Raw genomic sequence first — 23494 nt, 5'->3', positions numbered from 1 at the left:
GGGGGGGCCGATCGTAAATCGGCTGAGAGGTTCGGTGTTGCCGAACGACCCTTTGAACCTGAACCGGTTAAGACCGGCGTAGGAAGGATCGAATGCGCAGCACAGAACAAGCGCCCCCGACGGCGCAAAATCCCACCAAATTTGATATCGCCCTGCGTGGCGGACGCGTTGCGTTCAACGCGACCGACATCTTCCATGATCTTGACCTGACGTTACGGGCCGGCAGCTTCACCTGCCTTCTGGGGCCAAGCGGGGTTGGGAAAAGTACGCTATTGCGTTATTTTGCAGGCCTCGTCGAAGGTGATGTTAGCGGTACCATCACCTGTTCCGACAACATCCCGCTTGCCGGTCGCGTTGCCTATATGGCGCAGCAGGACCTGCTTTTACCCTGGCGCACCGTGCATGAAAATGTGGTGCTGGGCGCGGTCCTGCGCGGTGAAAAACCCAAACATGACAAAGCCTCACATTTGTTAAATGAGGTCGGCTTGGGTGATGCCGCCCATTTGCGCCCGACGGAGCTGTCTGGCGGCATGAAGCAGCGCGCGGCCCTTGCCAGAACGCTGATGGAAGATCGCCCCGTTGTTCTGATGGACGAGCCATTCTCGGCCCTTGATCCGCTCAACCGCCTGCGTCTGCAGGAACTGGCTGCACGGGTTCTGCGCGGCAAGACGGTCTTGCTGGTAACCCATGATCCGCTTGAGGCGCTGCGTCTTGGCGATCATGTTCATGTCCTGTCTGGAAGCCCCGCACGTTTGCAGGATGCCATCACGCCCAAGGGGCAAAGCCCGCGCAACATTGCTGATCCCGATATTCTGGCCCAACAGGCAGAACTGCTTGGCCAGTTGGGTGCCGAGCCGTCGGAGGGCGCGGCATGACCCATCAGATTAATCATCAGGCCAAATCAAAACCGCTGTCAGAGCGACGCTGGCTGATCCTCGCCCGGCCACTGATCATCGTCGTCGCCTTGATTGCCACCTGGCAGGTGCTGGTGATCGTCACCGGTGCACCGAAATACATGCTGCCAACCCCGGCAGATGTCTGGATGACGTTGATCGCGAGGCATGATGTGCTGTTCGATCACGCGCAATATACCATTGCAGAAACCGTGATCGGTCTGTTTGCCGGGGCAGCCCTTGGGACGCTGGCCGCCATTCCGATGGCGCTGTTTTCACCGGTGCGCTTCTGGTTGATGCCGATCCTTCTGGTTTCGCAGGCCATTCCGTTCTTTGCCCTAGCACCGCTTCTGGTGCTGTGGCTGGGCTTTGGCCTGGCATCCAAGATCGCCATGGCCGCCCTGATCATTTTCTTCCCGGTGACGGTCGCCTTTTTCGATGGCCTGTCACGGACTGAAACCGGCTGGCTTGATCTGGGGCGCACCATGGGGGCCAGTCGCTGGCGAATTTTGACCCATATCCGTTTGCCGGCCGCCCTGCCCGCCTTTGCATCGGGCTTTCGGGTCGCCACCGCAGTCGCCCCGATTGGGGCTGTGATTGGCGAATGGGTCGGGTCCAGTCATGGGCTGGGGTATCTCATGCTGCATGCCAATGCCCGGGTTCAGATCGATATGGTTTTTGCCTGTCTTCTGATCCTGTGTGCGTTTTCGATCACGCAATATTTCATTGTCGATCGTGTGCTGCGTGCAGCCCTGCCATGGCAACCCGACAGTCTGAAACCGGCACAATAAACGAATTTCGCTGCCCGATGGGCTGCGACAACATCCCTTACACAATGAATGCACGGCGCATAAATACGGAGGTTCTTCCATGTCACGCCTGAAATCCATGCTTACCGCGGCAAGCCTTGGGGCTGCTGTTCTGGCAACATCCAGCACGGCCTTTGCCGCAGACAAGCTGACCATTCTTCTGGATTGGTTTGTTAACCCCGATCACGCGCCGCTGATCGTTGCCAAGGAAAAGGGATTCTTTGCCAACCATGATCTTGATGTCGAGCTGATCGAACCGTCCGATCCGTCCGCGCCGCCGCGCTTGGTTGCGGCTGGTCAGGGGGACGTTGCGGTAAACTATCAGCCGCAGCTTCATGTTCAGGCCGCCGAAGGTCTGCCGCTGACCCGGATCGGTACGCTTGTTGCGACCCCGCTTAACAGCCTGATCGTTCTGGAAGACGGCCCGATCAAGGAAATCGCTGACCTTAAAGGCAAAAAGATCGGTTATTCGCTGGCCGGGTTCGAGGATGCGTTGCTTGGCACCATGCTCGCCAGCCACGGGGTATCGATTGACGATGTCGAACTGATCAATGTGAACTTCTCGCTCTCGCCGTCGCTTTATTCCGGTCAGGTCGATGCGATCATTGGCGGCTATCGCAACTTCGAGCTCAATCAGATGGAAATCGAAGGCAGGCCCGGCAAGGCATTCTTTGTCGAGGAAGAAGGCGTTCCACCCTATGACGAGCTGATCCTGACAGTCCGCAATGATCAGACCAATGATCCGCGCTACGCCCGCATGCTGGCGGCCCTTGAAGAAGGTGTTCAGTACCTGATCAACCATCCCGATGACAGCTGGCAGGCCTTCATTGCCGCCTATCCGAACCTTGATGACGAACTCAATATCAAGGCATGGGCCGATACCATCCCGCGCTTTGCCCTGCGCCCGGCAGCCCTTGACAAGGCCCGCTATGCCCGCTTTGCCGATTACATGGTCAAACAGGGATTGATTGATGAAACCCCGGCGCTGGAAACCTATGCAACCGTGATCGAGTAACCAACCAGTCCCCCCTGCTTTCGCGGGCTGCGTCCCAGCACCTGCGAAGGCACCCCGAAAGGCCGGAAAGCATGCCCCGCATTCCGGCCTTTCCCTTGCGCAGGTGAAATTGCCCGTTACCTTATAAAGGCCCGTATAAAGCGTAGAATGGCGATCACGCCCAAACCGGACCAGGACACAAACGTGCAGAAAAAAGCAAAACCCGACCATCACACCGATACCGGCTTTGAAAACCGTCATCCCCTTCCTGATACGGTCAAACGGTCCTTCTGGCATTTTCTGCGGCGACGCTATTTCGGTGATGACAACTGGCCCAAGGCCAAACACCAGATCGGCAAGATCGCGACCGAAGCCCCCGATCATGCGGCCATCCACAATCCGGATCCGACCCGCCTTCAGGTCACATGGGTCGGTCATGCCACGGTTCTGGTGCAATATGGCGGGCTTAATATCCTGACCGATCCTGTCTTTTCCGACCGCGCATCCCCGTTCAAGCACCTTGGTCCGAAACGCTATACCAAACCGGGCCTTACCATTGATCAGCTGCCCAAGCTTGATCTGGTATTGCTGTCACACAATCACTATGACCATTTCGATCTGGCCAGCCTGACAGAACTTGGCAACGCGCCGCGCTATGTCCTGCCGCTTAAAAACGGCGCGCTTCTGGAAAAGGCCGGCATTACGGTTGATCGTTATGTCGAGCTCGATTGGGATGAAAGCCATCACCATAATGATCTGAAAATCACCCATGTGCCGTCCAACCATTGGTCAAGCCGCACCACCAAGGACCGCAAGGAAATGCTTTGGGGCGGGTATGTTCTTGAGTTCTCTGATGGTTACCGTTTCTATTTTGTCGGTGATACAGGTTGGAACGAGGCGCTGTTTACCGAAATGGGCACCATCCATGGCGGGATTGATTTCGGCCTGATCCCCATCGGGGCCTATGACCCGCGCGATTTTATGCGCAATTCCCACTGCAATCCCGAAGAAGCCATTCAGATCATGCAGAAAATGGGTGTCAAACAGGCACTTGCCATTCACTGGGGCACCTTTGTGCTGACAGCCGAACCGGTTGACGAACCGCCGCAGCGACTGGACGCCGCGCGCAAGGATGCCGGAATTGCCGATGGCGATTTCATTGCGCCACCAATTGGCGCGACCCGTATCTTTGCTGGCAAACCGAAACCCGCATCGACAACCCGCGAAAATGTCGAGCCTACGGCGTCTGCCACATAGCAGCCCATTCAAGTTCGGTTTGGTGGTTTTTCAAACTGCGTGCTAAGCATCAATGATTGCGTCACAAAACCGTAACATTGATTGCCCCGCCATGACTTTGACTGTGTTTCTTGCCGTTATGGGTGCTGCCCTGATGCATGCCGTGTGGAATGCACTGGTCAAGGGTGGCGCGGACAAACTGATGAACATGACGGCGATTGTGCTCGGTCATACGCCCATTGTTCTGATCCTTTTGCCGTTGGTTGATCTTCCGGCCCCGGAAAGCTGGCCCTATCTGATCGGGTCCATCGGGCTTCATATCGGCTATCAGCTGTTTCTGATCCTGGCTTATCGCCTTGGGGATCTGAGCCAAGTCTATCCGATTGCGCGCGGGTCTTCGCCGCTGATTGTTGCCGCCGTTTCGGTGCTGATCATGGGGGTTACCCTCGATGTCAGTGAGTGGTTGGCGATTGTCGTGATCGGGGTTGGCATCATCAGCATGTGCATCACCCGTCAGGCCGATGGTCTGCGCAACCGCAATGCTGCCCTTGCTGCCATCGTCACCGGTTGCTTTATCAGCAGCTATTCACTGGTCGATGGTACGGGCGCACGGCTGGCTGGAACGGCACTTGGCTATTACAGCTATCAGACGATTGGCAACGTTGTGATCTTTGCCGTGATCGTAACCTTCATGCGCCCACGCATGCTGGCTGATATTGCAAGATCGGGCAAAAAGGTTTTTGTGATAGGTGGCACCGCATCCTTTGCTGCCTACGCCACCGTTATGTGGGCCTTTACGCAGGCACCGATCCCGCTTGTAGTCGCCCTTCGCGAAACCGGTATCGTCTTTGCCCTGTTGATTGGCGTGTTCTTCATGGGCGAGAAGCTTAACCTTGTGAAGCTGTCCTCAACCATGATGACGCTGGGCGGGGCGATTATCCTGCGACTGGCGCGCAGCCTGTAACCGCCCCTACCCGATATCGTTCTTCCGTCTGGCGATCAAACGCGCGTGCGCGGTGTGCGGCGGGTGCCATCTTCAAACCGGCCCAGCTCCATGCCCTTGACCGAGATTGATGGCTGCCCGGTGGTGATCCAGTCCGCCAGCACCTTGCCCACCACGGGTCCCATGGCAAAACCATGGCCCGAGAAACCCGACGCAACGAAGAAGTGCTTGGGATTTTCGAACTGATCAATCACCGGCACGGCATCCGGGGTGACGTCAATGTCACCTGCCCAGGTATCGACAATGCCGACTTTCTTGATCTGCGGCAGGACCTTTTGCAGGTTGCGCATTGCGTTTTTAACCCGTACTTCATAGGGTTCCGCCTGATTGGTGCGACGACCGATCATCGGCTGTTTTGCGGCATCTGATCCCGGCATGCGATCAACCAGATCATCAAAGAACCGCTTGTTCATGTGGAACTTGAAGGTCGCCCAGTTATCAAAAAGCCCCGGCATGAAGTCACGGGCAAATTTCAACCGCCCCATCGTCAGATCAATGTCGGTCATGAATTCATCGGCGATGTTCATCGAGCCATCGGCGCGCTGACGAAACGCAAGACCGGCCGCCAATGTGCCAGCGGCAGAGATATCAGGCACCGGGGTGGTGCGGATCACGGTGCCGCGCGTGGTTTGTTGCGGCAAACGTCGCCCGAACTTGGCAACGAATTTATGCGTCGCCGCCCCGGCAGCACAAATGACGTATTTGCACTTGATCTCGCCCTGTTCAGAGACAACAGAACTAATTGCCCCGGCTTCGGTTTCAATCGAAAGCGCGCCGCAGCCCTCGGCAATCACAGCACCCAGTTCACTGGCACGTTTGGCAATGGCCGGAGCGGCTTTTTTCGGTTCGGCCTGACCGTCTGATGGCGTGTAGATACCGCCGACACCGGGTGCTGTGATGCCGGGGACGAGCTTTTCAACACCCTTGGGATCAAGAACCTGCGTTTCGATCCCGAAGCCCTTGGAATCATCGATCCACTGTTCGAACTCGCTCATTTCCTTGTCATCGCGCGCAACGAACAGGACCCCGCCCTGACGCCATTCCAGATCGGCATTCAGTTCCTTTTCAAGGCCTTGCCAGATCTTGTTGCCTTCCATCATCAGCGGCAATTCAATCGGATCACGCCCCTGCTGGCGCACAAAGCCCCAGGCACGGCCGGACTGATGCGATGCAATGGTGTCCTTTTCCAGAAGCACGACTTTCATGCCGGCCTTGGTCAGGTAATAGGCGGAAGATGAGCCGTGAATACCGCCGCCGATAACAACAACGTCGCATTCCTTGGGCAGGGTGATTTTGGGATAATTCGTCATGTGGGGGCCTAGGGTCAGGAGCGGTTAATTTGGTTCGAATGGTCGCTCAGATTTGTACGGATACGCGGAGCTAAACCGCAGGAAGATATTTATCTTTCAAGGTTTTGCAACAAAGTAGCCCGTGCAAATATGAGCGATCCGGAGGACAGAGTTTATAGTTGCAAACTCCGACGTCAAACCCCTTGCGCGGGATACCACCCCGCCCAGCGGGATTTTCCTTGGATTTCACAACTATAAATTCTGCCATTCCAATCAAATTAACCGCTCCTGACCCTAAAGATCAGATTTGGTGGCAATTCAATTTGGTGTGTGGCGGGAACCACGTTATGTTGCGCGCCAACAAATCTCAACCAAATCAGGTGCCACCATGTCTGATAATGCAAAAAAACAGTCCACCGCCACCATCAGCGCACAGGCGCTTGGCTGGGTCGATGAAGCCACCAAATCCGTTACACCGCCGCTTTATCCGTCGACCACGTTCGAACGTAACACGGATCTCAGCTATCATGACGGGCGCTGCTACACCCGTGCGGACAACCCGACCTATGATCAGGCTTGTGCTGTATTGAATGAGCTTGAAGGCGGTTCTGAAACCCGCCTGTTCGCATCGGGCATGGCGGCCGCCGTTGCGGTTTTGCACGCATTGAACCCCGGTGATCATGTTGTCGCGCCCAAGGTAATGTATTGGGCGCTACGCAGCTTCATGCTCGATAGCGGTGTGCGCGCCGGGTTGAGCTTTGATTTTGTCGATAACGCCGATATCGCCGACTGGGACAAGCACATCGTTGCCGGCAAGACCAAGCTGGTCTGGCTTGAAACCCCGGCCAACCCGGATTGGCAGATCACTGATATTGCTGCGGTTGCCAAGCTTGCCAAGGCGGCCGGTGCCGTTGTTGCGGTTGATAACACCGTTGCCACTCCGCTTCTGACCCGCCCGATTGAATTTGGTGCCGATATCGTCATGCATTCGGCAACCAAGTACCTCAATGGCCATAGCGACGTTCTAGCCGGATCGTTGACCACCGCAGCAGACAGCGAATTCTGGCAGCGTGTCTGCAAACAGCACGCATCCGGTGGTGCGGTTCTGGGTGTGTTTGAAACCTGGCTTTTGCTGCGCGGCATGCGCACCCTTTCGGTACGTGTCGAACGTGCCAGTGCCAATGCCATGGCAATTGCCAAGCATTTCGAAAACCATCCGGAAATCGAACAGGTCCAGTATCCCGGCCTTGAAAGCCATGTCGGCCATGACATTGCCAAAAAGCAGATGCAGGGTGGATTTGGCGGCATGTTGTCGCTTCGGGTCAAGGGCGGTGAAAAGCGCGCGGTTGATTTCCACAACCAGTGTAAACTTTTCAAACGCGCAACATCCCTTGGCGGGGTCGAAAGCCTGATCGAACATCGATCCTCGGTCGAAGGCCCGACCAGCCCGGTTCCGGCAGACCTTTTGCGCCTGTCCGTTGGGATCGAAGATTGTGATGATCTTGTTAACGACCTGGAAACGGCCTTGAATATAAGTAAATAAACATATACAGAGTTTTTTCTTTTAGCCGGAACGACATCGCCCATGCCACAACCGATGCCATCGCACCATACGATCAGGTCCTGGACACGTGTTTTTACCCGTGGCGTATCTGCAGTCGTGCTGGCATCGGCCGTTCTGCCTGTTGTCTTGGTCACCCCGGTAGCAGCGCAGGATAATAGCGCTTCAAAGGGCACCCTTCCGGATGTCAATTCTCTGCCCCCGGCACCGGGTTTGATCTTTGATGTGAAGGCGCGCGAATACATCATGTTTGATGTGCTTGTCCAACGCTTGTCGGATCGCAAATATGTTCTGATCGGCGAAAAGCACGACAACCCGATCCATCATCATCATCAGGCCCAACTGGTTGACGCGCTGAGCAAGGCCGATGAACAGGAGCGTGCGATTGTCTGGGAAATGTTTACCCGCGATCAGCAAGTCACCCTTGATGATAGCTGGCAGGAAATTCCGATTGCCGAACTTGGCCCGGCTCTGGCTTGGGAAGATCGCGGTTGGCCGTCATGGCATGACTATGCCCCGATCGCACAGGCTGCGCGTGACAACGGCTTGATGATGGTGGCGGGGAACCTGCCCGACGATCTGCTTAAACCCATGATCAGCGACGGCAATGATGCCCTGCCCGATGATCTGGCCGCCAAGCTTGATCTGCCCGACATGCCGACCGAAATGCTGGATCGCTTTAATGTCGAAATTGCCGAGGGCCACTGCAACATGCTGCCCGAAAGCATGCTGGGCAGTTTCTCGGCCGTTCAGTTCGCACGGGATGCATCGCTTGCCCGCGCGATGACCGAAGCAGCCAAGATTGACGGCATTGATGGTGCGTTCCTGATTGCCGGTGCCATGCATGTGCGTAACAGCATTGCCGCCCCCTGGCACATCAAGCGCTTTGAGCCGGATATCGAGATGCGCGACATTGCTGTCGTCAGCCTGATTGAGGCCGACGACCCCGGCCCCGACGCATCACTGGTCGAAGATTACGCCATGCGGTTTGGTGCGCCCGACGATATCGACTTCATGTGGTTTACCAACGATATCGCACGCGGTGATCCCTGCCAGAACCTTGGCATGGGCCAGTAAGCTGGGCAGCCTTGCGGCCCCGACTACATTCAATTTCTGATTACTTGATCTTGCGCGGCAACCAGTCGGTGGTTGCGACCGGCTTACCCTTGTGCGAGCGCATGACGCGCGGGCGCACGACTTCCTTGGCCTCTGGCGTGGTCGCACTTTTGCGGACCGAGGCATAGAAATCGACCAGTTCTTCAAACGGGATGATCGTGCCAATGCCTTCCTTATAGGCCTTGGTAAAGGGCGGATGGTTGCGCACGGTCATGCTAAGATGTTCGACCGTGTGATGGCCAAACTGCGACCAGATGCTTTCAAGGAAATGGATTGTTTTCGGGTCAACCGATTTCAGCCGCACATCCGGGCGGGATTCTTCCATCACCGCATAAAGGTTCGGCTCCACCGGCCCGAACTCCTCTGCCACGAAAATCGCGGGCATCAGCATATTGCCGTGATAGTTCGCCCCGTAATAGGCCTGCGCCAGATACAAAAGACGATGCAGTTTTTGCGGCTGCAAGTATTCGTTGTCGTTCAGTGCCAGGTCAATGAACCTGAAGGCGGCGTCAAATACCGTATTGAGAACCGGCTTGTTCTTCATGCTGGGCCCGATGGTCTGGGGAAACAATTACGTGCTGCCAAGGATCATAAAGTCTATGGCAGACGCCAACAAGCATCACCAATCAGGTTTTTCAAATTTAAGGGAATGACAGTGGCGTTCAAGGCCGCGTCGTCGTCTGATCGAACCTAGACGGTCGCATCCAGATGCGTACCGCGTACGCCAACCCCATGGGTCACGGCATTGACCACGGCATAGAATGACGTGCCGCTATTGACCGACAGATCAAACGGGATCGACGGATCCAGCAAGCTTGCGAAATCAACCTCGCTTGGCAGTTCGACTGCGCCTTCACGGTCGCTTGCCCGGCGGGCCGCAGAGAGGTTGCGCTGTTCGGTGCGCTGGTCTTTTTGTTCGCCGGAATTGCCCTGCCCGGACTGACGTTTGTCTTTGCCATCGACATAGGCATTAAACAGAATACCGTCATCATCCGGGTCATAGGTGTAATGCTGCGAAGATGCTTCGACCTGACTATCGCGGTCGACGGTTGCCGCACCGCGCGCACCAGCAGGCGCAAGCCGGCCATACTGGCCAACCTGTGAAACTGTCTGTGCGTTTTGGACCGGTGCGATCATCTTCCTCTGCCTTGGTGAACGCCCAAAATGGGCAGAAACCTAATTCAACCTGTGCATTATACATGGATATATAGGTATATGGCAGCAATTTCGCAATTCCTGCCGCTGCATCAGGCCCTTGGCGGCTTAGTCGCCTTCAAATTCGACAAGATGGAATTCTTCGATCCCACGATCGCGGATTTTCTGTGCGCCGCCAAGATCGGGCAAATCAATGATAAAGGCGCAACCTGCGACCTCTGCCCCGATCTTTTCGACCAGATCAATCGCGGCCAGTGCCGTACCGCCGGTGGCAATCAGATCATCCATAACAAGAACGCGGCTGCCCGGTTTGACGGCATCCTTGTGGATTTCAATGACGTCGGTGCCGTATTCAAGTTCGTATTCGACGCCAACCGTTTCGGCCGGCAGCTTGCCCTGCTTGCGGATGGTGACAAAGCCCACCCCAAGTGCGACCGCAACCGCCGGGCCGATGACAAAGCCACGGGCTTCGATGCCGGCGATCATGTCGATCTTCTTATCCTGGAATTCGGCGGCGAAACTGTCGATCACTTCGCTCAGCCCATAAGGGTCTTCAAACAGCGTCGTGATATCCCGAAACATGATGCCCTTTTTCGGGTAATCGGGAATGGTACGGATCAACGACTTGATCGACATGGGATACTCCGGCCAGATATCAGGAAAAGTGATTTCGCAAGGCTCTGACTGTGAATTTCACAGCCAGATCACATACGGCGACACTTGATGCCTGAAACGGAGCGAATTGGCAAGGTACAACCCGCTTGGCACACCTTGGCGGCCAAGCCTTAGAACTTCTCAGGCCGCGTGTGGTGTGGCCAGACGCGGATTGGTGTGCGCGACGGGCGGCGTCCCGGCGACAAAATCATTTGCAAGCTTCTTGCTGATCTCTGCACGGGTGCCGCGTGGCAAGCCGGTCTGGGCGGCCTGACGGTTGCCCCACACCGCCCGATAAAGGCGGTAATCGTGGTCATTGATCTGACCGAAAACTTTTTCGACTTCCATCAGAGTCTGGACGTAACTCTTTTTCATGTCAGTCTTCCTGTTGCTCGTTGGGGTTTCGACGGTTTACTCGCCGAAATGCTGCGCATCCTTTTTGGTGATGCGTCGTTCACAGCAGCCATATAGTCCGAACTTCATGGCCTCTCAACTGCAGGACGGTGACAAGATCAGGAAGAATTTGTGACAGTTTGCCCAATTCTTCATACCGCCAAAAACCGTCTTTCCCGGCAATAGAAGATTTGTGCCAGTTTGCGCGCGATCCGGCACCTGATCATGCACATGAAAACGGCCCGCCTTCTGAATGAAGACAGGCCGTAAAAATATTCAAACGCACGCGCAAGTGATGCGTAGCAAAGATGCTAGTTCAGCTTTTTGGCTGCTTCTGCCTGTTTGGCTTCTTCGTCGATCTGCTTTTGCAGGGCATCGCCATATTCACCGTAAATCCGCCCTTCAAGGGACAGTTCGAGAAAGCGGATATAGTCACTCTGATCGGTGATCTTGGCGCGCGCCACTTCGATCACGTCAAACGGGCTTGCCGCATCCAGATCATATTTGCGGATCAGCCCCAGCATTTCTGCCGTGATCTGATCAAGCTTCTTGCGGGTGTCGCTATAGGAAAGCGCCATCAGGTTGTCCTGTCATTGGAATTTCTTTTACACGCCTGCTTATGCCTGTTTGGTGCCAGCCTGACAAGCCCCGCGCCCTTGAAAACAGTGCTACATCGAATGCGAACTATACAAATTCAATTCACCCCGCTTGAGGCATATCAAAGCACTTTTTGCGCGAACATGCATGGTTCAAAAGCCCATGAATTGGATCAAGGAAATCCGTTTCAACGGGTTTCGTGAAGTCTTCGCCACCGGGGAATAACCATGCGCATTCTGTCTGCCTTTAACGCCATGAGCATCCGCAAACGCTTTATGTGGGCGTCTGCTTTTGGTGTCTCTGCCACCGTGATCATCGCACTTTTGATGATGACCGTGGTCGAAGAAAAAGCAATGGATGAAAAGCTTCATCAGCTCAGCGAGAACGAGCTGACATCCCTGCATGCGCTGATCGTCAATGTCATGGCGGCCCGCCCGGACGATGTCGATGACATCGGTATTCAGGTCTTCAACAACTGGTTTGACAGCCGTAATGGCGACTACCCGGGTGAGCTTTGGTCCGCATGGGGACCGACCACCATGGCCTACATGGAAGAATTCGGCGACAAACCGCTCAAGACCCCGCGTGACGAAATTGATGCCGAGGCCATCGAAACCGGCCAGATGATCGGCCGCTATACCGAAAACGGCACCTATCGCCTGTCGATGCCGATTGTTTTGGGCGAAACCAAGGGGGCTGATCGCGAAGTCTGCTTTAGCTGCCATGGGGCGATGGAAGCCGACACCGGCGACGTGATCGCGGTTCTGTCATCAAGCCTTTCTGTAGCCCCGGAACAGGCAAAAACCAACCGCATTCTGATCGGTATCGTTCTGGGTGGTCTGGCGATTGCGATTGCCACCATCATCGGCATGCGTGTTTTGCTTTCGCGCATTGTTACCGGCCCGCTTTCAGATCTGGGCCGCGACATGAATGCCCTTGCCGATGGCAATACCAACTTTGAAATCAACGCCCTGTCCCGCCGTGATGAAATCGGCGAGATGGCGAAATCGGTGGATGTGTTCCGCACCAATGCTATTGCCAAAAAGCAGATGGAAGCCGAACAGGAAATTGAATCCAAACGCCGCGAAGAACGCATGCAAAGCCTTGAACGCCATATCGGCAGTTTCGAAGGCGTAATCGCGCAGATCGTCGGTGCTGTTTCGACTTCTGCCGATAAAATGCAGACCACCGCGCGCGGCCTTGTTGATTCTGCTGATCGCGCCAGCAAAAGCGCTACCACGGTTGCCGCCGCATCCGAGGAAGCCACGGTCAATGTTCGCACCGTCGCCGATGCCGCCGATCATCTGTCAGAATCCATTTCCCAGATCGGCGAACAAGCCCAGCAATCAACACAAATTGCAGCCGAAGCATCGCGCGAAGCTGCCCAGTCGTCCGAGACGGTTCAGGGTCTGTCGGAAGTTGCCAACCGCATCGGTGAAATCGTTGAACTGATCAGCGATATCGCCGGTCAGACCAACCTTCTGGCGCTGAACGCCACGATTGAGGCGGCCCGTGCGGGTGAAGCGGGTAAAGGCTTTGCTGTTGTCGCGGCCGAGGTCAAAAACCTTGCCAACCAGACCGCCCGTGCGACCAGCGAAATCGCCGAACAGATCACCGCCATTCAGGAAGAAACCGGTAAAACGGTGACCTCAATCGGGGATATTTCAGACGTCATCAGCCGCATCACCGAAATGGTCAACACCATCTCGGCAGCCGTTGGTGAGCAGTCCGATGCGACCGATGAAATTGCGCAAAACGTCGAACAGGCCGCCATCGGCACCCAGGAAGTCAGCAGCAATATCGAACGCGTCAGCAACACCGTTGCCGACACCGATCAGGCGGCCCACCTTGTTCTCGATGTCGCCGAAGAGCTCGGCACCCTGTCAAACGATCTGCGCGCGCAAGTCGATCAGTTCCTTACCGATATTCGCAGCAGCTAACAGAAATAGCGTCCCGACATTTCAATCCATCAACCGGCGGCAAGACAGGTGTTTTGCCGCCGGTCTTGTATTTGGCCGCGTGCTGCCAAAATGAAAACATGCCCCATGTTGCCGCCACGGCGTAGCAACAGCCATGGGAGCAAAATGCACAATCCACCTGCAATTGATAAAATTAACTTCAAAGCAACGTTTTACGTGCCTATTCTTACGTAAAAAATAATACGCGTTTTGCTAATATCTGGCGGCTGTGCCGCAAGAAGCGCTATGTCGACGACCCGGGGGATTGTGGGGACAATGTCGTTTACGACGATTTTAGGCATCATGGTCGGTATCGGCCTGTTTATCGGATCGATCCTTATTTCGACCGATAACTATTTGGTATTCCTTAGCCTTTCGAGTGCGCTGATGGTGGTTGGCGGCACTCTGGCCGCGACCTTTATCGCCTATGAGGCACGCTATGTGCTGCTCGCGCTCAAGCTGATTTTCAAGATCTTTCGCGCCCCGCAAATGGGCCGTGGGCAACTGACCGGCGAAGTCGGTCGTGTCGTTAAATGGGGCTATCTGCTGCAGAAAAAGGGCATCAACGCCCTGGAACAGGAAGCAGAACGGGTCGGCAAGGACGAACCGTTCCTTGGCTGGGCGATGGAAGTCATCATTACCGGCTATGACGGCGAAGAAACGGCTGAGATGCTCCATAACGCCATCGACAATGCCTTTAGCCGCAATTTGGTCCCGGTTGCTATCCTTAAGAGCATGGCTGCCGCCGCCCCGGCCTTTGGCATGATCGGTACATTGGTTGGTCTTGTTATCATGCTCGATAAGATGGCCGATGACCCGACATCGCTTGGCGCGGGTCTGGCTATTGCCTTGATCACGACGCTTTATGGCATTGTTGCTGCACGCTTTTTCTTCCTGCCCGCTGCCAGCAAGATCCAGCAGCGCGAGGAAATCATGCGGTTTCGCAATTACCTGATCGCCGAAGGACTGATCATGCTGGCTGATCGTAAGGGCCCGCGCGCCATTCAGGACAGGATGAATTCCTTCCTTGATCCGGCCATTCATTTCAATATCGACAAGTCTTCGAACTAAGGGGACCGATCATGGCCCGCCGCAAAAGACGCCTGCAATATCAGGAAGAAGAACCGATCAACGAGGATTGGCTGGCAACCTATGCCGATGCCATCACCCTTCTGATGGCGTTCTTTGTGATGCTGGTAAGCTTTTCCAAAGTTGAAATCCCGATGTTTGAAAAGGTCCAGGCAGGCATTGCCGAACAGATCGGCAAACGCGAAGTCGTGCGCCCGACGCAGGTGCTTGAGACCGATCTGCGCGATGCGGTGTTCAATATGGGCATGGATAGTGCGGTCAATGTGTCGACCGATGATGAAGGCATCCTGATGGAAATGGGCAGCGGGTCGTTTTTCCAGCCGGGCTCGGCAAACCTGACCAATGATGCCGTGCTGTTCCTCAAGGATGTCGGGGATCTATTAAAAGAGCCCCGCTATCTCGGTTTCCAGATCGAGGTTTCCGGCCATACCGACGACAGCCCGATCAACTCATCGCGTTTCCCGACCAACTGGGATCTGGCCGCGGGCCGGGCGATTGCAGTTGTGCGTTTCTTTGGCGCATTGGGCGTTGATCCCGACAGCAAACGCATGCGCACCATTTCGTATGGCGAAACCAAACCGAAATTGCCAAACCGCGATGATTCCGGAAACCCGATCGAGGAAAACCGCGAAGCCAACCGGCGGATCGAAATCCGCGTCTTCCCGAAATATTCGCGGGTGTTCTGACCGGACGCTCGAAACACACCTGATCTGAAACGACAAAAGGGGCCGCCAGCCCCTTTTCCATGAGCAGATATGTGCTCGATCACTCTATATGCAGAACCATCTCATCGCGTGCAGCAAAGGCGCCGGACCACGTCGCGCGTGCCTGCTGCTCAATCGCAGTCATCGCTGCATCGTCATGATCGGGATCATGGTGGAACAACGCAAGACGCTTGGCATTTGCCGCCCGACACAACCGGATGCCTTCCTGCCAGGTCGAATGCCCCCACCCGACCTTTTTGGGGAATTCTTCGTCGGTGTAGGTGCTGTCATAGATCACCAGATCGGCATCTTCGATAAAGTCGAGAATGATCTGGTCGGGATTGTCCGGGTCATGCTCGGTATCGGTGACGTAGCACACCGCATTTCCACCATGCTCGACCCGAAACGCTGTCGCCCCGTTGGGATGACGCAAGGGGGCAGTCTTGATCACAATGCCTTCTGCCGGGTGCAGTTCATCACCAACATTGAAATCATCAAATGTCAGTTTCGATTGCATGGTCGAAAGCGGCACGGGAAATGTCGGATCAGCCATCTGGGCAGAAAATACGCGTTCCACCCCACCCTGATGGGTCAGGTGGCCTGCCATCACACGAAAGGATGCATTGGGGTTATAGGCCGGCACAAAGAACGGAAAGCCGTTGATATGGTCCCAGTGGGTATGGGTCAGGAAGATGTTGGCATGGGTTACGTTGCGCCGGATCAGGTCCTTGCCAAGGTTGCGAATGCCGGTTCCGGCATCAAATATCAGCACCTCGTCACCAATCCGCATTTCAATGCAGCTGGTGTTACCGCCATAAACAACATGATCTGGTGACGGGCATGCAATGCTGCCACGAACGCCCCAGAATTTAACCTCAATCGCCATTCATCAAATCCTGTCCAAGGATTGTCTGTTTATCGCTGACACCGGCCTTACCGCCTGCAAACGATACCATCAAACAACAACAAACCAATCGTTGATTGCACCTAGCACATTCACTTCACGCCAACAGTGCTTCCGATCACAGCGTTCATCATTTCATCGGCCCGCCCGCAATTTACTGCCACCTCACACAACCCGATCGAATTGCGGTAATGAAAGGCCGATCCAAGGCCGACGTCAGAAAATGTACGTGCGCCCGATACAACATCTTCATTGATCGTGACTTTTTCATCCTCTGCCCGCGCTAAAAGCCCGGTCATCAGGTTGCCATAAGGATCGATATAGATCACCTCGGCCAATTCATCTGGCCAGTCTTGCGCATCACCAAATCGATCACCCGGCGCAATGTCATGCGACGCAAAGGCCTGATCATTTGCCACCCGTGCCGCCACCGGCCCAAACACATCACGGCCATGAAAACTGGCCGAGGCATCAGTGGGCATCCAGTCAATCACCTTGATCGCCACCTGCTTTGCGCGACGGATCACCATTTCAAAAAGGCCATTGTCAGGCCCGACAAACGAAACGCCATCCGCCTCGACGACAAGCCCCTTGCGCGCGCTCCCGACCCCGGGATCAACCACAGCCAGAACCACATCGCCTTTATGAAATTCGCGACTTAAGGCCGCCAGAAGATAACTTGCCGCCTTGGGATTTCGATCCGGCGCATCACGCATCAGATCACAGATCGGCACATCCGGGGCATGGCGCATCACGACCGAACGCATCGTCCCGCTATAGGGGCCGTTCACACCAAAATCGCTAAAGACAAAGATCATGGCTGGTACCGGAAAGTCGATTAAATAACTGTCTTATGAAGACAACAACGCCGGTGGCAACGTTTTGATCCCACCGGCGTTGTCGCAATAGTTCAGATATATGGCCGAGGGGCCCGAAGTGCTACTTCACCTCGCAGAACTGGCCACGTCGCTTCAGCTCCGCACACAGAGAATTTGCCGCACTGTCGCTAAGTCCCGTGGCCATCAGGCGATAATAGGTGCCCTTGCCCGGAATGTTGGCACGCGTCACACCATGCTGCAGCGAAGACAACTGGCCATAACGGCCACTCAGGATCTGCCAGCCACGTTCGGCCTGTGCCTCGTTGCGATAGGATGCCAGATGCACCGATTTCGAACCGGTAGCGGCCGGTGCCGGTGCATTTGCCATTTCTTCGGCCGCCTGTACCGGGCGGCTTTCACCTGTGGCGACCCGACGGACCGGTTCCCCGGAGTTCAGGGTCATGGCCGTGCCCTGTGCCGGTTCGACAATCGCCGCTTCAATCGCATCGCGTTCGCGCTTGAATTCATCGGGTGTTACCAGCTTCATCTGCTGCAGGTCTTCGATGCGCGCGATCTGGCGTGCCGCATCCATCAAGCCTTGCGGTGCAGGCGGCGGCGTTGCGCGCTGGCGCGGTTGGGCGGGCAGCAACGCATCAAGAATGGCGGTTCGTTCGGCAACATGTTCCTGCACCGTGATCGCCCCGATCTGAAGCGCACGGTTTAGCTGATTAAGGCGTTGCTCGACCTGCTCGCCTTCCGGCGGCGGGTTATTGAGAAACGCGGATGGCACCGGCTGGCTCATCGGAAGAAGCGCGCCAAGGTTGGCCGAACGCCGCGCTGAATATTCCTCGGGCGTGACAAGGCCGGTCGCCTGCAGATTGCGCAAGATGGCAAAACGTTTGGCAATGGCCTCGTCCCCGGCCGAAAGGGCAGCACCTGCCGGAATGTCCATCGGCTTGGTGGAACCACTGCTCATCGAACTCATCGGGGCCGAAGTCATGGGTGCAGCACCCGTGCGGCCAGACGCAACCGCAGCCGCCCCGTTACCAAGCCCGGACGGCCCGCTAATGATCTGATCATTGATGCTGAGCGATCCCGGAAGACCGCGTTCAAGCCGCGACAGGTTGAATTCGGCTGCATCGCGGAGCGGACGTGGCTGGGTTCCCGTCGCCGAAGACATCAGAACCGTGCCGGGCGGGTTCATCGCAATCAGGGTTTCGTAGCCATCCTGTGCCCGATCCGGACGATTGGTGTTTTGATAAAGGACCGAACGCCACAGCATCGCATGGCCATCCTGGGGATTTTTGCGCAGTGCCTCGTCAAAATACTTTTCGGCTGATGCATAATCACCGCTGGCAAGCTGTTGCAGACCAAGGGCGGTGTAGTTGTCATCGGCAAAGGACGTTGCTTCGTCCCAGAAATCCTGATCCAGCAGCGGCGCACAGGCCGACACCCATGAAACCATACCGATCACAGCAATTCCCTTGCCGATCTTCAGCCAGTTCCCGGTCCGCTTCGCGGATACCTGCATGGCGCCAATCCCCTATTCCTTAAAACCCGTTATCGGAAACCATGCTGTATTGCCCCGTGATATTCCAGCAAAACCATGCATGGACTTCCCCCATACGGCGTTGATTTTGCACCCTGCTTGCCAACAATTCGTTAAAGCAATTTCATCACTCTTTTTGACGCGAGACTTGTCCTGCCATACGTATAGTTTCTATAAATAGAATAGTGCTAGGATCATGAACCAAGCCATTAACCAGACTTTCAGAACATTATGATTTGATCAAACTTTGGTCTTCGGTGTATTCAACCGGCCTATAACGAGTAAAAAACATCTTCTCTTTCAGGGGTTTCGCGTGATTGAACCGCAGCAATATGGCCAACAGGCCCTTCAGGAATACCTGTTGCTGGATTATGTGCAACGACTGGAGACCCGCAAATACGGGCACCGGGCGGTACACATTCACCTGTCACGCATGAAGCCGTTCCATCGCCGCGATTATCATATCCGCGTTGCGACCAACACCTTTGAAAGCTATGTGAAACTCTATGTCGGCCGTATCTTTGTTCTGACCAACAGCGACCTGATCTTTGTCTGGAAGGACAAATCGATCGCCGATGTTGAACCGGCTGTTGATACCCTGCGCTATCTGTTCCGTGATGATCCACTGTCTCAGGACGAAAGCGAAGAAACAGGTTTCTGCACCTGGTACAACCTCAATACCGAGTTTCAGGAATTCCTGCTGCTGTGTCAGCACCTTGATGAGCGTGCAAAGAAGCTGCAGAAAAGCAGCAACATGCGCACCGCCATCCAGCGTGAAAAAGACAACAATGTACTAAACCCGATCACGGCGGAAAACCTGGCCGAGCTCGAAGAAACCATTCACACAGCTGATCTGTCGGAACATATCCGCCAGCAACCGGTCTGTGTCTTTGCCCATGGCGGCTCCAAAGAACTGCATCCGGTCTTTGATGAATTCTTTGTCTCGATTGCCGATCTGCGCAATGCGTTGATGCCCAATATCGATTTGGCGTCAAACCGCTGGTTGTTCCAGCATATGACCGAGACGCTTGATAAACGCATGCTCAATTATCTGTGCAAGCGGACCTTCAAGACGCATGCAAGTTCGTTCTCGATCAACCTCAACCTTGGCACCCTGACCTCCAGGGATTTTGATAAGTTTGATGAAACCGTACGCCGCAACTGGAAGGGCAACGTGATCATCGAGCTTAATCAGGTTGATCTGTTTTCGAACCTTGAAACCTATCTTTCCGTGCGTGACGATTTCCACGAGCGCGGCTACCGCATTCTGGTTGACAACCTGACCGTGGAAGCCCTGTCCTTTGTTGATCGCAAACGCCTGAAAGCCGACTTCATCAAGGTCGCTTGGCGCGAAGAGATGACCGATAACGTCATCCGCAAGAAATACTCCGAAATGGACAGTCTGGTGAAGAACTCCGGCCGTGAACGCGTCATTCTGTGCCGCTGTGATTCACCGACCGCGATCAAGTTCGGCCAGTCGCTTGGCATTACCCTGTTCCAGGGTCGCTATATCGACAACATGATCGCCCGGCAGCGCCGCGCCAAACGCGACGCCAAAAAGCCTGTCAAACCAGCACCGAACAAACCAACTGACGGAAAGCCGACCAGATAGGTGGCATTTACCGCCACCTCCTGACAAATCCGTCAGGAGCCGCACCTGACAGGCAACCGGCTTCATTTCACCCCTTGGCAAAACCGGAACAAAAGCAGTACACATAAGCATGTTGTACGCGCTGTGCCCGGACTGCCATCACAAATGGCGACTGCATCTTGATCGCCCGCTTCCCAAAAGCGGCAGCGGATCATACGTGCCCTGCCCGGTTTGTTCCTGCAAGCGTGCCATCGCCCACCCAGAACTTCCCGACCTAGCCATTGGCCATCTTGATTGCGATGCGTTTTATGCCTCGATCGAGAAACGCGATCGACCGGAACTGATTGATCAGCCCGTCATCATTGGCGGTGGCCATCGTGGCGTTGTCGCGACCTGTTGCTATGTTGCGCGCAAATACGGCGTGCGCTCCGCCATGCCGGCCTTCAAGGCGCGCGAACTCTGCCCGGATGCAGTGTTTCTGAAGTCCGACATGAAGAAATATCAGCGCGAAGGCTATCGTATTCGCGACATGATGCGCGCACTTACCCCCGATATCGAACCGCTGTCGATTGACGAGGCCTTCATGGACCTGTCAAACGCGTTCGAAACCCACAGCAAGTCGGCGGCGGAATGCCTTATTGATCTTCAGGCCACGATAAAACGCGACGTCGGCATCACGGTTTCCATCGGTCTTTCCTATAACAAGTTCCTTGCCAAGATCTCGTCGGACCTCAACAAGCCGTTTGGCTTTTCCATGATCGGACGCAACGAAGCAGTCGATTTCCTGGCCGATAAGCCGGTGCGCATGATGTGGGGCGTGGGTCCAGCGATGGAACGCAAACTCCATGCTGATAACATCACCACCATCGGCCAGCTTCAGGAAATGGATATCCATGCCCTGCAAGGTCGATATGGCAGCATCGGCAAGCGGTTCTTTTACTTTTCACGCGGCGAAGATAACCGACGGGTCGAACAAAGCACGGAACGCAAAAGCCTGTCGTCGGAAACCACCTTTAACGAAGATATCGCAAGCATCTCAGAACTCACCGAAATTGCCACCCGCCTGACATCGCGGGTCGCAAGCGATCTGGCGCGCAAGGAGATTGCGGGTCACACGGTGGTCTTGAAGCTCAAATCATCGGATTTCAAAATCCGCACGCGCAATATGCGCCTCACCTACCCTACCTTACGCGAAGACGTCATTCTTGATGCCGCACTCACCCTGCTTAAAAAGGAAATCGATGGCACGCGCTATCGCCTGCTGGGTGTCGGGGTTGCCGATCTATATGCCGCCGATATGGCCGACCCGGTGGATCTGTTTGCAGGTGACGGCCTTGCCAACACCGATGGTGATGCCGATACGACGGCACTCGCGTCAGACAGCCCGCGCACGGTCATCGACCTGCCCCGCCCGACGGCAGAACAATTGCGTGAAAGCCTCACACGGCGCTATCGGCAGCACAAAGGCAAACCGAAACAACGACGCTTTCCATTTTAGTTTAATGGCAGCACAAAACGTGCTTGCCTAAGATCGGCATGATCGGGTGACACTTTAACGCGATATTCCGTTGCATTACCTTACGGAATAGGTAAAAGCACCCCGAAAGTATAGCTATCGCGCGCAAGGAACCCTCTGCGCCCAAAAGATCGACGAATGGGAGAGCCAATGTTTGGCGTAGAACTTGATATCCGGACACTGGCATTTGTCGCGACCCTGTCGGCCATTATCCAGGCGCTGACATTCTCGTCGCTCTGGATGGTGTCGCGGCGCGACAATGCGACCATGCTGTGGGCCATTGGCGGCATTGCCAATGCACTCGGATTTGTTCTTTTGGGGTTCCGGGGCTATATCCCCGATCTGGCGTCAGTCGTGGTCGGCAACACGCTGATTGCGGCCGGACATGCGTTCTATCTGCTTGGTCTTCAGGCCTACACCACCAAAAAGCCAAGCTACCGGTCTGTCAGCATCGCCATCGCGGCCTATGCGGCACTATTTGTCTATTACCTTGAATTTGTGCCGGATTTCTCGATGCGGGTCGTCGTCATTTCCGTGACGATCTCGGCCGTGTCGCTGGCAGGCTGTCTTGTTCTGGCGCAATCAAGGTGCCGGAAACTGACCGCACCTGAAATCCTGATGGCGATCACCTTTGCCGCACACTGTCTTTTCCATCTGGCACGCGGGATCGTTGCCCTTATCGATGATGAGGCCATGACCCAACTGATGTCAGCATCAACCATCCACATGCTGGCATTCCTTGATGTGATCATCTTCCTGCTACTGACCGCGGTTGGCTTTACCGCCATGATCATCATATCGCTGAACCTGTCGCTGATGGCTGAGGCGCGTGCGAAGAACCGCCTGTTCACCGTTCTTGCCCATGACCTCAGAACGCCGTTTCACGGGCTTGCAGGGCTATCACTGATGGCGCAGCAGGACCTCGTGGCAGGCAACCCGGCACAAGCACTTGGCAATATCCGCAAGCTGCATTCGTCAACCGCGGAAACCTTGCGCTTTCTGGACGATCTTCTGGTCTGGGGGCGTACCCTGTTTGATCAACGCAAACCCGAACGCAGCACCATCGCCCTTGATGAACTGGTCAACAACACGATCAAGGTATCCCGCCCGCTTCTGGAAACCAAATCGGTTCGTGTGATCAGCGAAGTCGATGAACCCACCGCCTATGGCATTGCACCGCATGCGGAAATGATCCTGCGCAACCTTCTGGTCAATGCAATCAAGTTTTCCAACCCGCATGGCTCGATCACGGTTTCAACGCAAAAGGCCGCTGACAAAATCCAGATCAAGGTCATTGATCGCGGTGTCGGCGCATCCGATGACATGATCGCGGCCTTCACTGCGAGCACCAGCTATGGCTCCAAGGACGGCACTGGGGGTGAAATCGGCTCTGGCGTCGGGCTGTCGCTGTGTCGTGATCTGTGCCGTGAAGACGGCGAGGATATCTGGCTTGAACACAATCCCGAAGGCGGGCTGATTGCGACCTTTACCCTGTCAGTCCCACCAGCAGAGTAAACAACCGGAATCAAAAAACGCCCGCCGAACCATCGGGCGAGCATTTCAACGCAAGATATTGATTTTTTTGAAAATATGGCGTCCCCTAGGGGATTCGAACCCCTGTTGCCGCCGTGAAAGGGCGGTGTCCTAGGCCTCTAGACGAAGGGG

General features: G+C 55.4%; 22 protein-coding genes and 1 riboswitch. Of the genes, 13 read left to right on the top strand and 9 right to left on the bottom strand.

Annotated elements, in window-relative coordinates:
• Window positions 1–102: riboswitch (TPP riboswitch) on the top strand. This riboswitch is flagged as partial in the annotation.
• The 5 genes from CMO10_RS16160 to CMO10_RS16140 all read left to right on the top strand — a co-directional run bounded on the left by CMO10_RS16160 (window position 93) and on the right by CMO10_RS16140 (window position 4896).
• Window positions 93–875 (top strand): ABC transporter ATP-binding protein, encoded by a 783-nt coding sequence (locus CMO10_RS16160; RefSeq protein ID WP_297024201.1) that lies wholly within the window; start codon window positions 93–95, stop codon window positions 873–875. (Overlaps the previous riboswitch by 10 nt.)
• Complete coding sequence (locus CMO10_RS16155) at window positions 872–1684, top strand: ABC transporter permease (protein ID WP_297024199.1); 813 nt, start codon at window positions 872–874, stop codon at window positions 1682–1684. Before CMO10_RS16160 ends, CMO10_RS16155 begins: the two co-directional genes overlap by 4 nt.
• Before the next feature lie 79 nt (window positions 1685–1763).
• Window positions 1764–2717: an ABC transporter substrate-binding protein gene (locus tag CMO10_RS16150; protein WP_297024197.1), complete on the top strand. Its 954-nt coding sequence runs from the start codon at window positions 1764–1766 to the stop codon at window positions 2715–2717.
• Between the two features lie 183 nt (window positions 2718–2900).
• Window positions 2901–3953 carry an MBL fold metallo-hydrolase gene (locus CMO10_RS16145; RefSeq protein ID WP_297024185.1) on the top strand — a complete coding sequence of 351 codons (1053 nt, stop codon included), beginning with the start codon at window positions 2901–2903 and terminating at the stop codon, window positions 3951–3953.
• A 91-nt stretch (window positions 3954–4044) separates the two neighbouring features.
• Window positions 4045–4896: an EamA family transporter gene (locus CMO10_RS16140; RefSeq protein WP_297024183.1), complete on the top strand. Its 852-nt coding sequence runs from the start codon at window positions 4045–4047 to the stop codon at window positions 4894–4896.
• Window positions 4897–4931: 35 nt separating this feature from the next.
• Here the strand turns inward: CMO10_RS16140 and CMO10_RS16135 are convergent, their stop codons facing one another.
• On the bottom strand, window positions 4932–6245 hold the full coding sequence (locus CMO10_RS16135) for an NAD(P)/FAD-dependent oxidoreductase (protein ID WP_297024180.1): 1314 nt from the start codon (window positions 6243–6245) through the stop codon (window positions 4932–4934).
• Window positions 6246–6612: 367 nt separating this feature from the next.
• On the opposite strand from CMO10_RS16135, the gene CMO10_RS16130 reads away from it, so the two are divergent.
• Together CMO10_RS16130 and CMO10_RS16125 are read left to right on the top strand one after the other, a co-directional pair.
• Window positions 6613–7767 (top strand): trans-sulfuration enzyme family protein, encoded by a 1155-nt coding sequence (locus tag CMO10_RS16130; protein WP_297024179.1) that lies wholly within the window; start codon window positions 6613–6615, stop codon window positions 7765–7767.
• Between the two features lie 42 nt (window positions 7768–7809).
• Complete coding sequence (locus CMO10_RS16125) at window positions 7810–8862, top strand: ChaN family lipoprotein (protein WP_297024177.1); 1053 nt, start codon at window positions 7810–7812, stop codon at window positions 8860–8862.
• 40 nt (window positions 8863–8902) lie between these two features.
• On the opposite strand, the gene CMO10_RS16120 is transcribed toward CMO10_RS16125, so the two are convergent.
• From CMO10_RS16120 to CMO10_RS16100, 5 genes are all read right to left on the bottom strand, one after another.
• Complete coding sequence (locus tag CMO10_RS16120; RefSeq protein WP_044828725.1) at window positions 8903–9445, bottom strand: Panacea domain-containing protein; 543 nt, start codon at window positions 9443–9445, stop codon at window positions 8903–8905.
• Between the two features lie 146 nt (window positions 9446–9591).
• A complete protein-coding gene (locus CMO10_RS16115; RefSeq protein WP_297024175.1) occupies window positions 9592–10038 on the bottom strand; it encodes a hypothetical protein in 447 nt (148 codons plus the stop codon).
• A 126-nt stretch (window positions 10039–10164) separates the two neighbouring features.
• Window positions 10165–10692, bottom strand: coding sequence for an adenine phosphoribosyltransferase (locus CMO10_RS16110; RefSeq protein ID WP_044828723.1), 528 nt, complete (start codon window positions 10690–10692; stop codon window positions 10165–10167).
• 159 nt (window positions 10693–10851) lie between these two features.
• Window positions 10852–11085: a hypothetical protein gene (locus tag CMO10_RS16105; RefSeq protein WP_297024173.1), complete on the bottom strand. Its 234-nt coding sequence runs from the start codon at window positions 11083–11085 to the stop codon at window positions 10852–10854.
• 329 nt (window positions 11086–11414) lie between these two features.
• Complete coding sequence (locus CMO10_RS16100) at window positions 11415–11681, bottom strand: hypothetical protein (RefSeq protein ID WP_297024172.1); 267 nt, start codon at window positions 11679–11681, stop codon at window positions 11415–11417.
• 246 nt (window positions 11682–11927) lie between these two features.
• Here CMO10_RS16100 and CMO10_RS16095 point away from each other — a divergent pair, with 246 nt between their 5' ends.
• From CMO10_RS16095 to CMO10_RS16085, 3 genes are all read left to right on the top strand, one after another.
• A complete protein-coding gene (locus tag CMO10_RS16095) occupies window positions 11928–13640 on the top strand; it encodes a methyl-accepting chemotaxis protein (protein WP_297024171.1) in 1713 nt (570 codons plus the stop codon).
• A 294-nt stretch (window positions 13641–13934) separates the two neighbouring features.
• Window positions 13935–14729 carry a motility protein A gene (locus tag CMO10_RS16090; protein ID WP_044828719.1) on the top strand — a complete coding sequence of 265 codons (795 nt, stop codon included), beginning with the start codon at window positions 13935–13937 and terminating at the stop codon, window positions 14727–14729.
• Window positions 14730–14740: 11 nt separating this feature from the next.
• Window positions 14741–15433 (top strand): OmpA/MotB family protein, encoded by a 693-nt coding sequence (locus CMO10_RS16085; protein ID WP_297024170.1) that lies wholly within the window; start codon window positions 14741–14743, stop codon window positions 15431–15433.
• 79 nt (window positions 15434–15512) lie between these two features.
• Here the strand turns inward: CMO10_RS16085 and CMO10_RS16080 are convergent, their stop codons facing one another.
• The 3 genes from CMO10_RS16080 to CMO10_RS16070 all read right to left on the bottom strand — a co-directional run bounded on the left by CMO10_RS16080 (window position 15513) and on the right by CMO10_RS16070 (window position 18704).
• Window positions 15513–16337, bottom strand: coding sequence for an MBL fold metallo-hydrolase (locus CMO10_RS16080; protein ID WP_297024169.1), 825 nt, complete (start codon window positions 16335–16337; stop codon window positions 15513–15515).
• Between the two features lie 110 nt (window positions 16338–16447).
• Window positions 16448–17173 (bottom strand): SAM hydrolase/SAM-dependent halogenase family protein, encoded by a 726-nt coding sequence (locus tag CMO10_RS16075; protein WP_297024168.1) that lies wholly within the window; start codon window positions 17171–17173, stop codon window positions 16448–16450.
• Window positions 17174–17294: 121 nt separating this feature from the next.
• Window positions 17295–18704 (bottom strand): SPOR domain-containing protein, encoded by a 1410-nt coding sequence (locus tag CMO10_RS16070; protein ID WP_044828715.1) that lies wholly within the window; start codon window positions 18702–18704, stop codon window positions 17295–17297.
• Window positions 18705–19035: 331 nt separating this feature from the next.
• On the opposite strand from CMO10_RS16070, the gene CMO10_RS16065 reads away from it, so the two are divergent.
• The 3 genes from CMO10_RS16065 to CMO10_RS16055 all read left to right on the top strand — a co-directional run bounded on the left by CMO10_RS16065 (window position 19036) and on the right by CMO10_RS16055 (window position 23344).
• Window positions 19036–20334, top strand: a complete 1299-nt coding sequence (locus tag CMO10_RS16065) for an EAL domain-containing protein (protein WP_044828714.1) — start codon at window positions 19036–19038, stop codon at window positions 20332–20334.
• Between the two features lie 109 nt (window positions 20335–20443).
• Window positions 20444–21811 carry a DNA polymerase IV gene (locus tag CMO10_RS16060; RefSeq protein WP_297024167.1) on the top strand — a complete coding sequence of 456 codons (1368 nt, stop codon included), beginning with the start codon at window positions 20444–20446 and terminating at the stop codon, window positions 21809–21811.
• A 168-nt stretch (window positions 21812–21979) separates the two neighbouring features.
• The gene (locus tag CMO10_RS16055; protein ID WP_297024166.1) at window positions 21980–23344 is read left to right on the top strand and encodes a sensor histidine kinase; all 1365 of its coding nucleotides are present in this window, start codon (window positions 21980–21982) and stop codon (window positions 23342–23344) included.
• Window positions 23345–23494: the final 150 nt, after the last annotated feature.

Origin of the sequence: Thalassospira sp. (assembly GCF_002709775.1) — a bacterium.
Classification (GTDB): Bacteria; Pseudomonadota; Alphaproteobacteria; order Rhodospirillales; family Thalassospiraceae; genus Thalassospira.
This window is presented reverse-complemented; position numbering and strand designations above follow the sequence as displayed.

Bases quoted from the DNA above. Each gene is read 5' to 3' on its own strand.
- CMO10_RS16160 (WP_297024201.1), top strand. From the start codon at position 93: ATGCGCAGCACAGAACAAGCGCCCCCGACGGCGCAAAATCCCACCAAA.
- CMO10_RS16085 (WP_297024170.1), top strand. From the start codon at position 14,741: ATGGCCCGCCGCAAAAGACGCCTGCAATATCAGGAAGAAGAACCGATC.
- CMO10_RS16070 (WP_044828715.1), bottom strand. From the start codon at position 18,704: ATGCAGGTATCCGCGAAGCGGACCGGGAACTGGCTGAAGATCGGCAAG.
- CMO10_RS16120 (WP_044828725.1), bottom strand. From the start codon at position 9,445: ATGAAGAACAAGCCGGTTCTCAATACGGTATTTGACGCCGCCTTCAGG.
- CMO10_RS16110 (WP_044828723.1), bottom strand. From the start codon at position 10,692: ATGTCGATCAAGTCGTTGATCCGTACCATTCCCGATTACCCGAAAAAG.
- CMO10_RS16055 (WP_297024166.1), top strand. From the start codon at position 21,980: ATGTTTGGCGTAGAACTTGATATCCGGACACTGGCATTTGTCGCGACC.
- CMO10_RS16130 (WP_297024179.1), top strand. From the start codon at position 6,613: ATGTCTGATAATGCAAAAAAACAGTCCACCGCCACCATCAGCGCACAG.
- CMO10_RS16115 (WP_297024175.1), bottom strand. From the start codon at position 10,038: ATGATCGCACCGGTCCAAAACGCACAGACAGTTTCACAGGTTGGCCAG.
- CMO10_RS16075 (WP_297024168.1), bottom strand. From the start codon at position 17,173: ATGATCTTTGTCTTTAGCGATTTTGGTGTGAACGGCCCCTATAGCGGG.
- CMO10_RS16090 (WP_044828719.1), top strand. From the start codon at position 13,935: ATGTCGTTTACGACGATTTTAGGCATCATGGTCGGTATCGGCCTGTTT.
- CMO10_RS16125 (WP_297024177.1), top strand. From the start codon at position 7,810: ATGCCACAACCGATGCCATCGCACCATACGATCAGGTCCTGGACACGT.
- CMO10_RS16150 (WP_297024197.1), top strand. From the start codon at position 1,764: ATGTCACGCCTGAAATCCATGCTTACCGCGGCAAGCCTTGGGGCTGCT.
- CMO10_RS16060 (WP_297024167.1), top strand. From the start codon at position 20,444: ATGTTGTACGCGCTGTGCCCGGACTGCCATCACAAATGGCGACTGCAT.
- CMO10_RS16135 (WP_297024180.1), bottom strand. From the start codon at position 6,245: ATGACGAATTATCCCAAAATCACCCTGCCCAAGGAATGCGACGTTGTT.
- CMO10_RS16140 (WP_297024183.1), top strand. From the start codon at position 4,045: ATGACTTTGACTGTGTTTCTTGCCGTTATGGGTGCTGCCCTGATGCAT.
- CMO10_RS16105 (WP_297024173.1), bottom strand. From the start codon at position 11,085: ATGAAAAAGAGTTACGTCCAGACTCTGATGGAAGTCGAAAAAGTTTTC.
- CMO10_RS16095 (WP_297024171.1), top strand. From the start codon at position 11,928: ATGCGCATTCTGTCTGCCTTTAACGCCATGAGCATCCGCAAACGCTTT.
- CMO10_RS16155 (WP_297024199.1), top strand. From the start codon at position 872: ATGACCCATCAGATTAATCATCAGGCCAAATCAAAACCGCTGTCAGAG.
- CMO10_RS16080 (WP_297024169.1), bottom strand. From the start codon at position 16,337: ATGGCGATTGAGGTTAAATTCTGGGGCGTTCGTGGCAGCATTGCATGC.
- CMO10_RS16100 (WP_297024172.1), bottom strand. From the start codon at position 11,681: ATGGCGCTTTCCTATAGCGACACCCGCAAGAAGCTTGATCAGATCACG.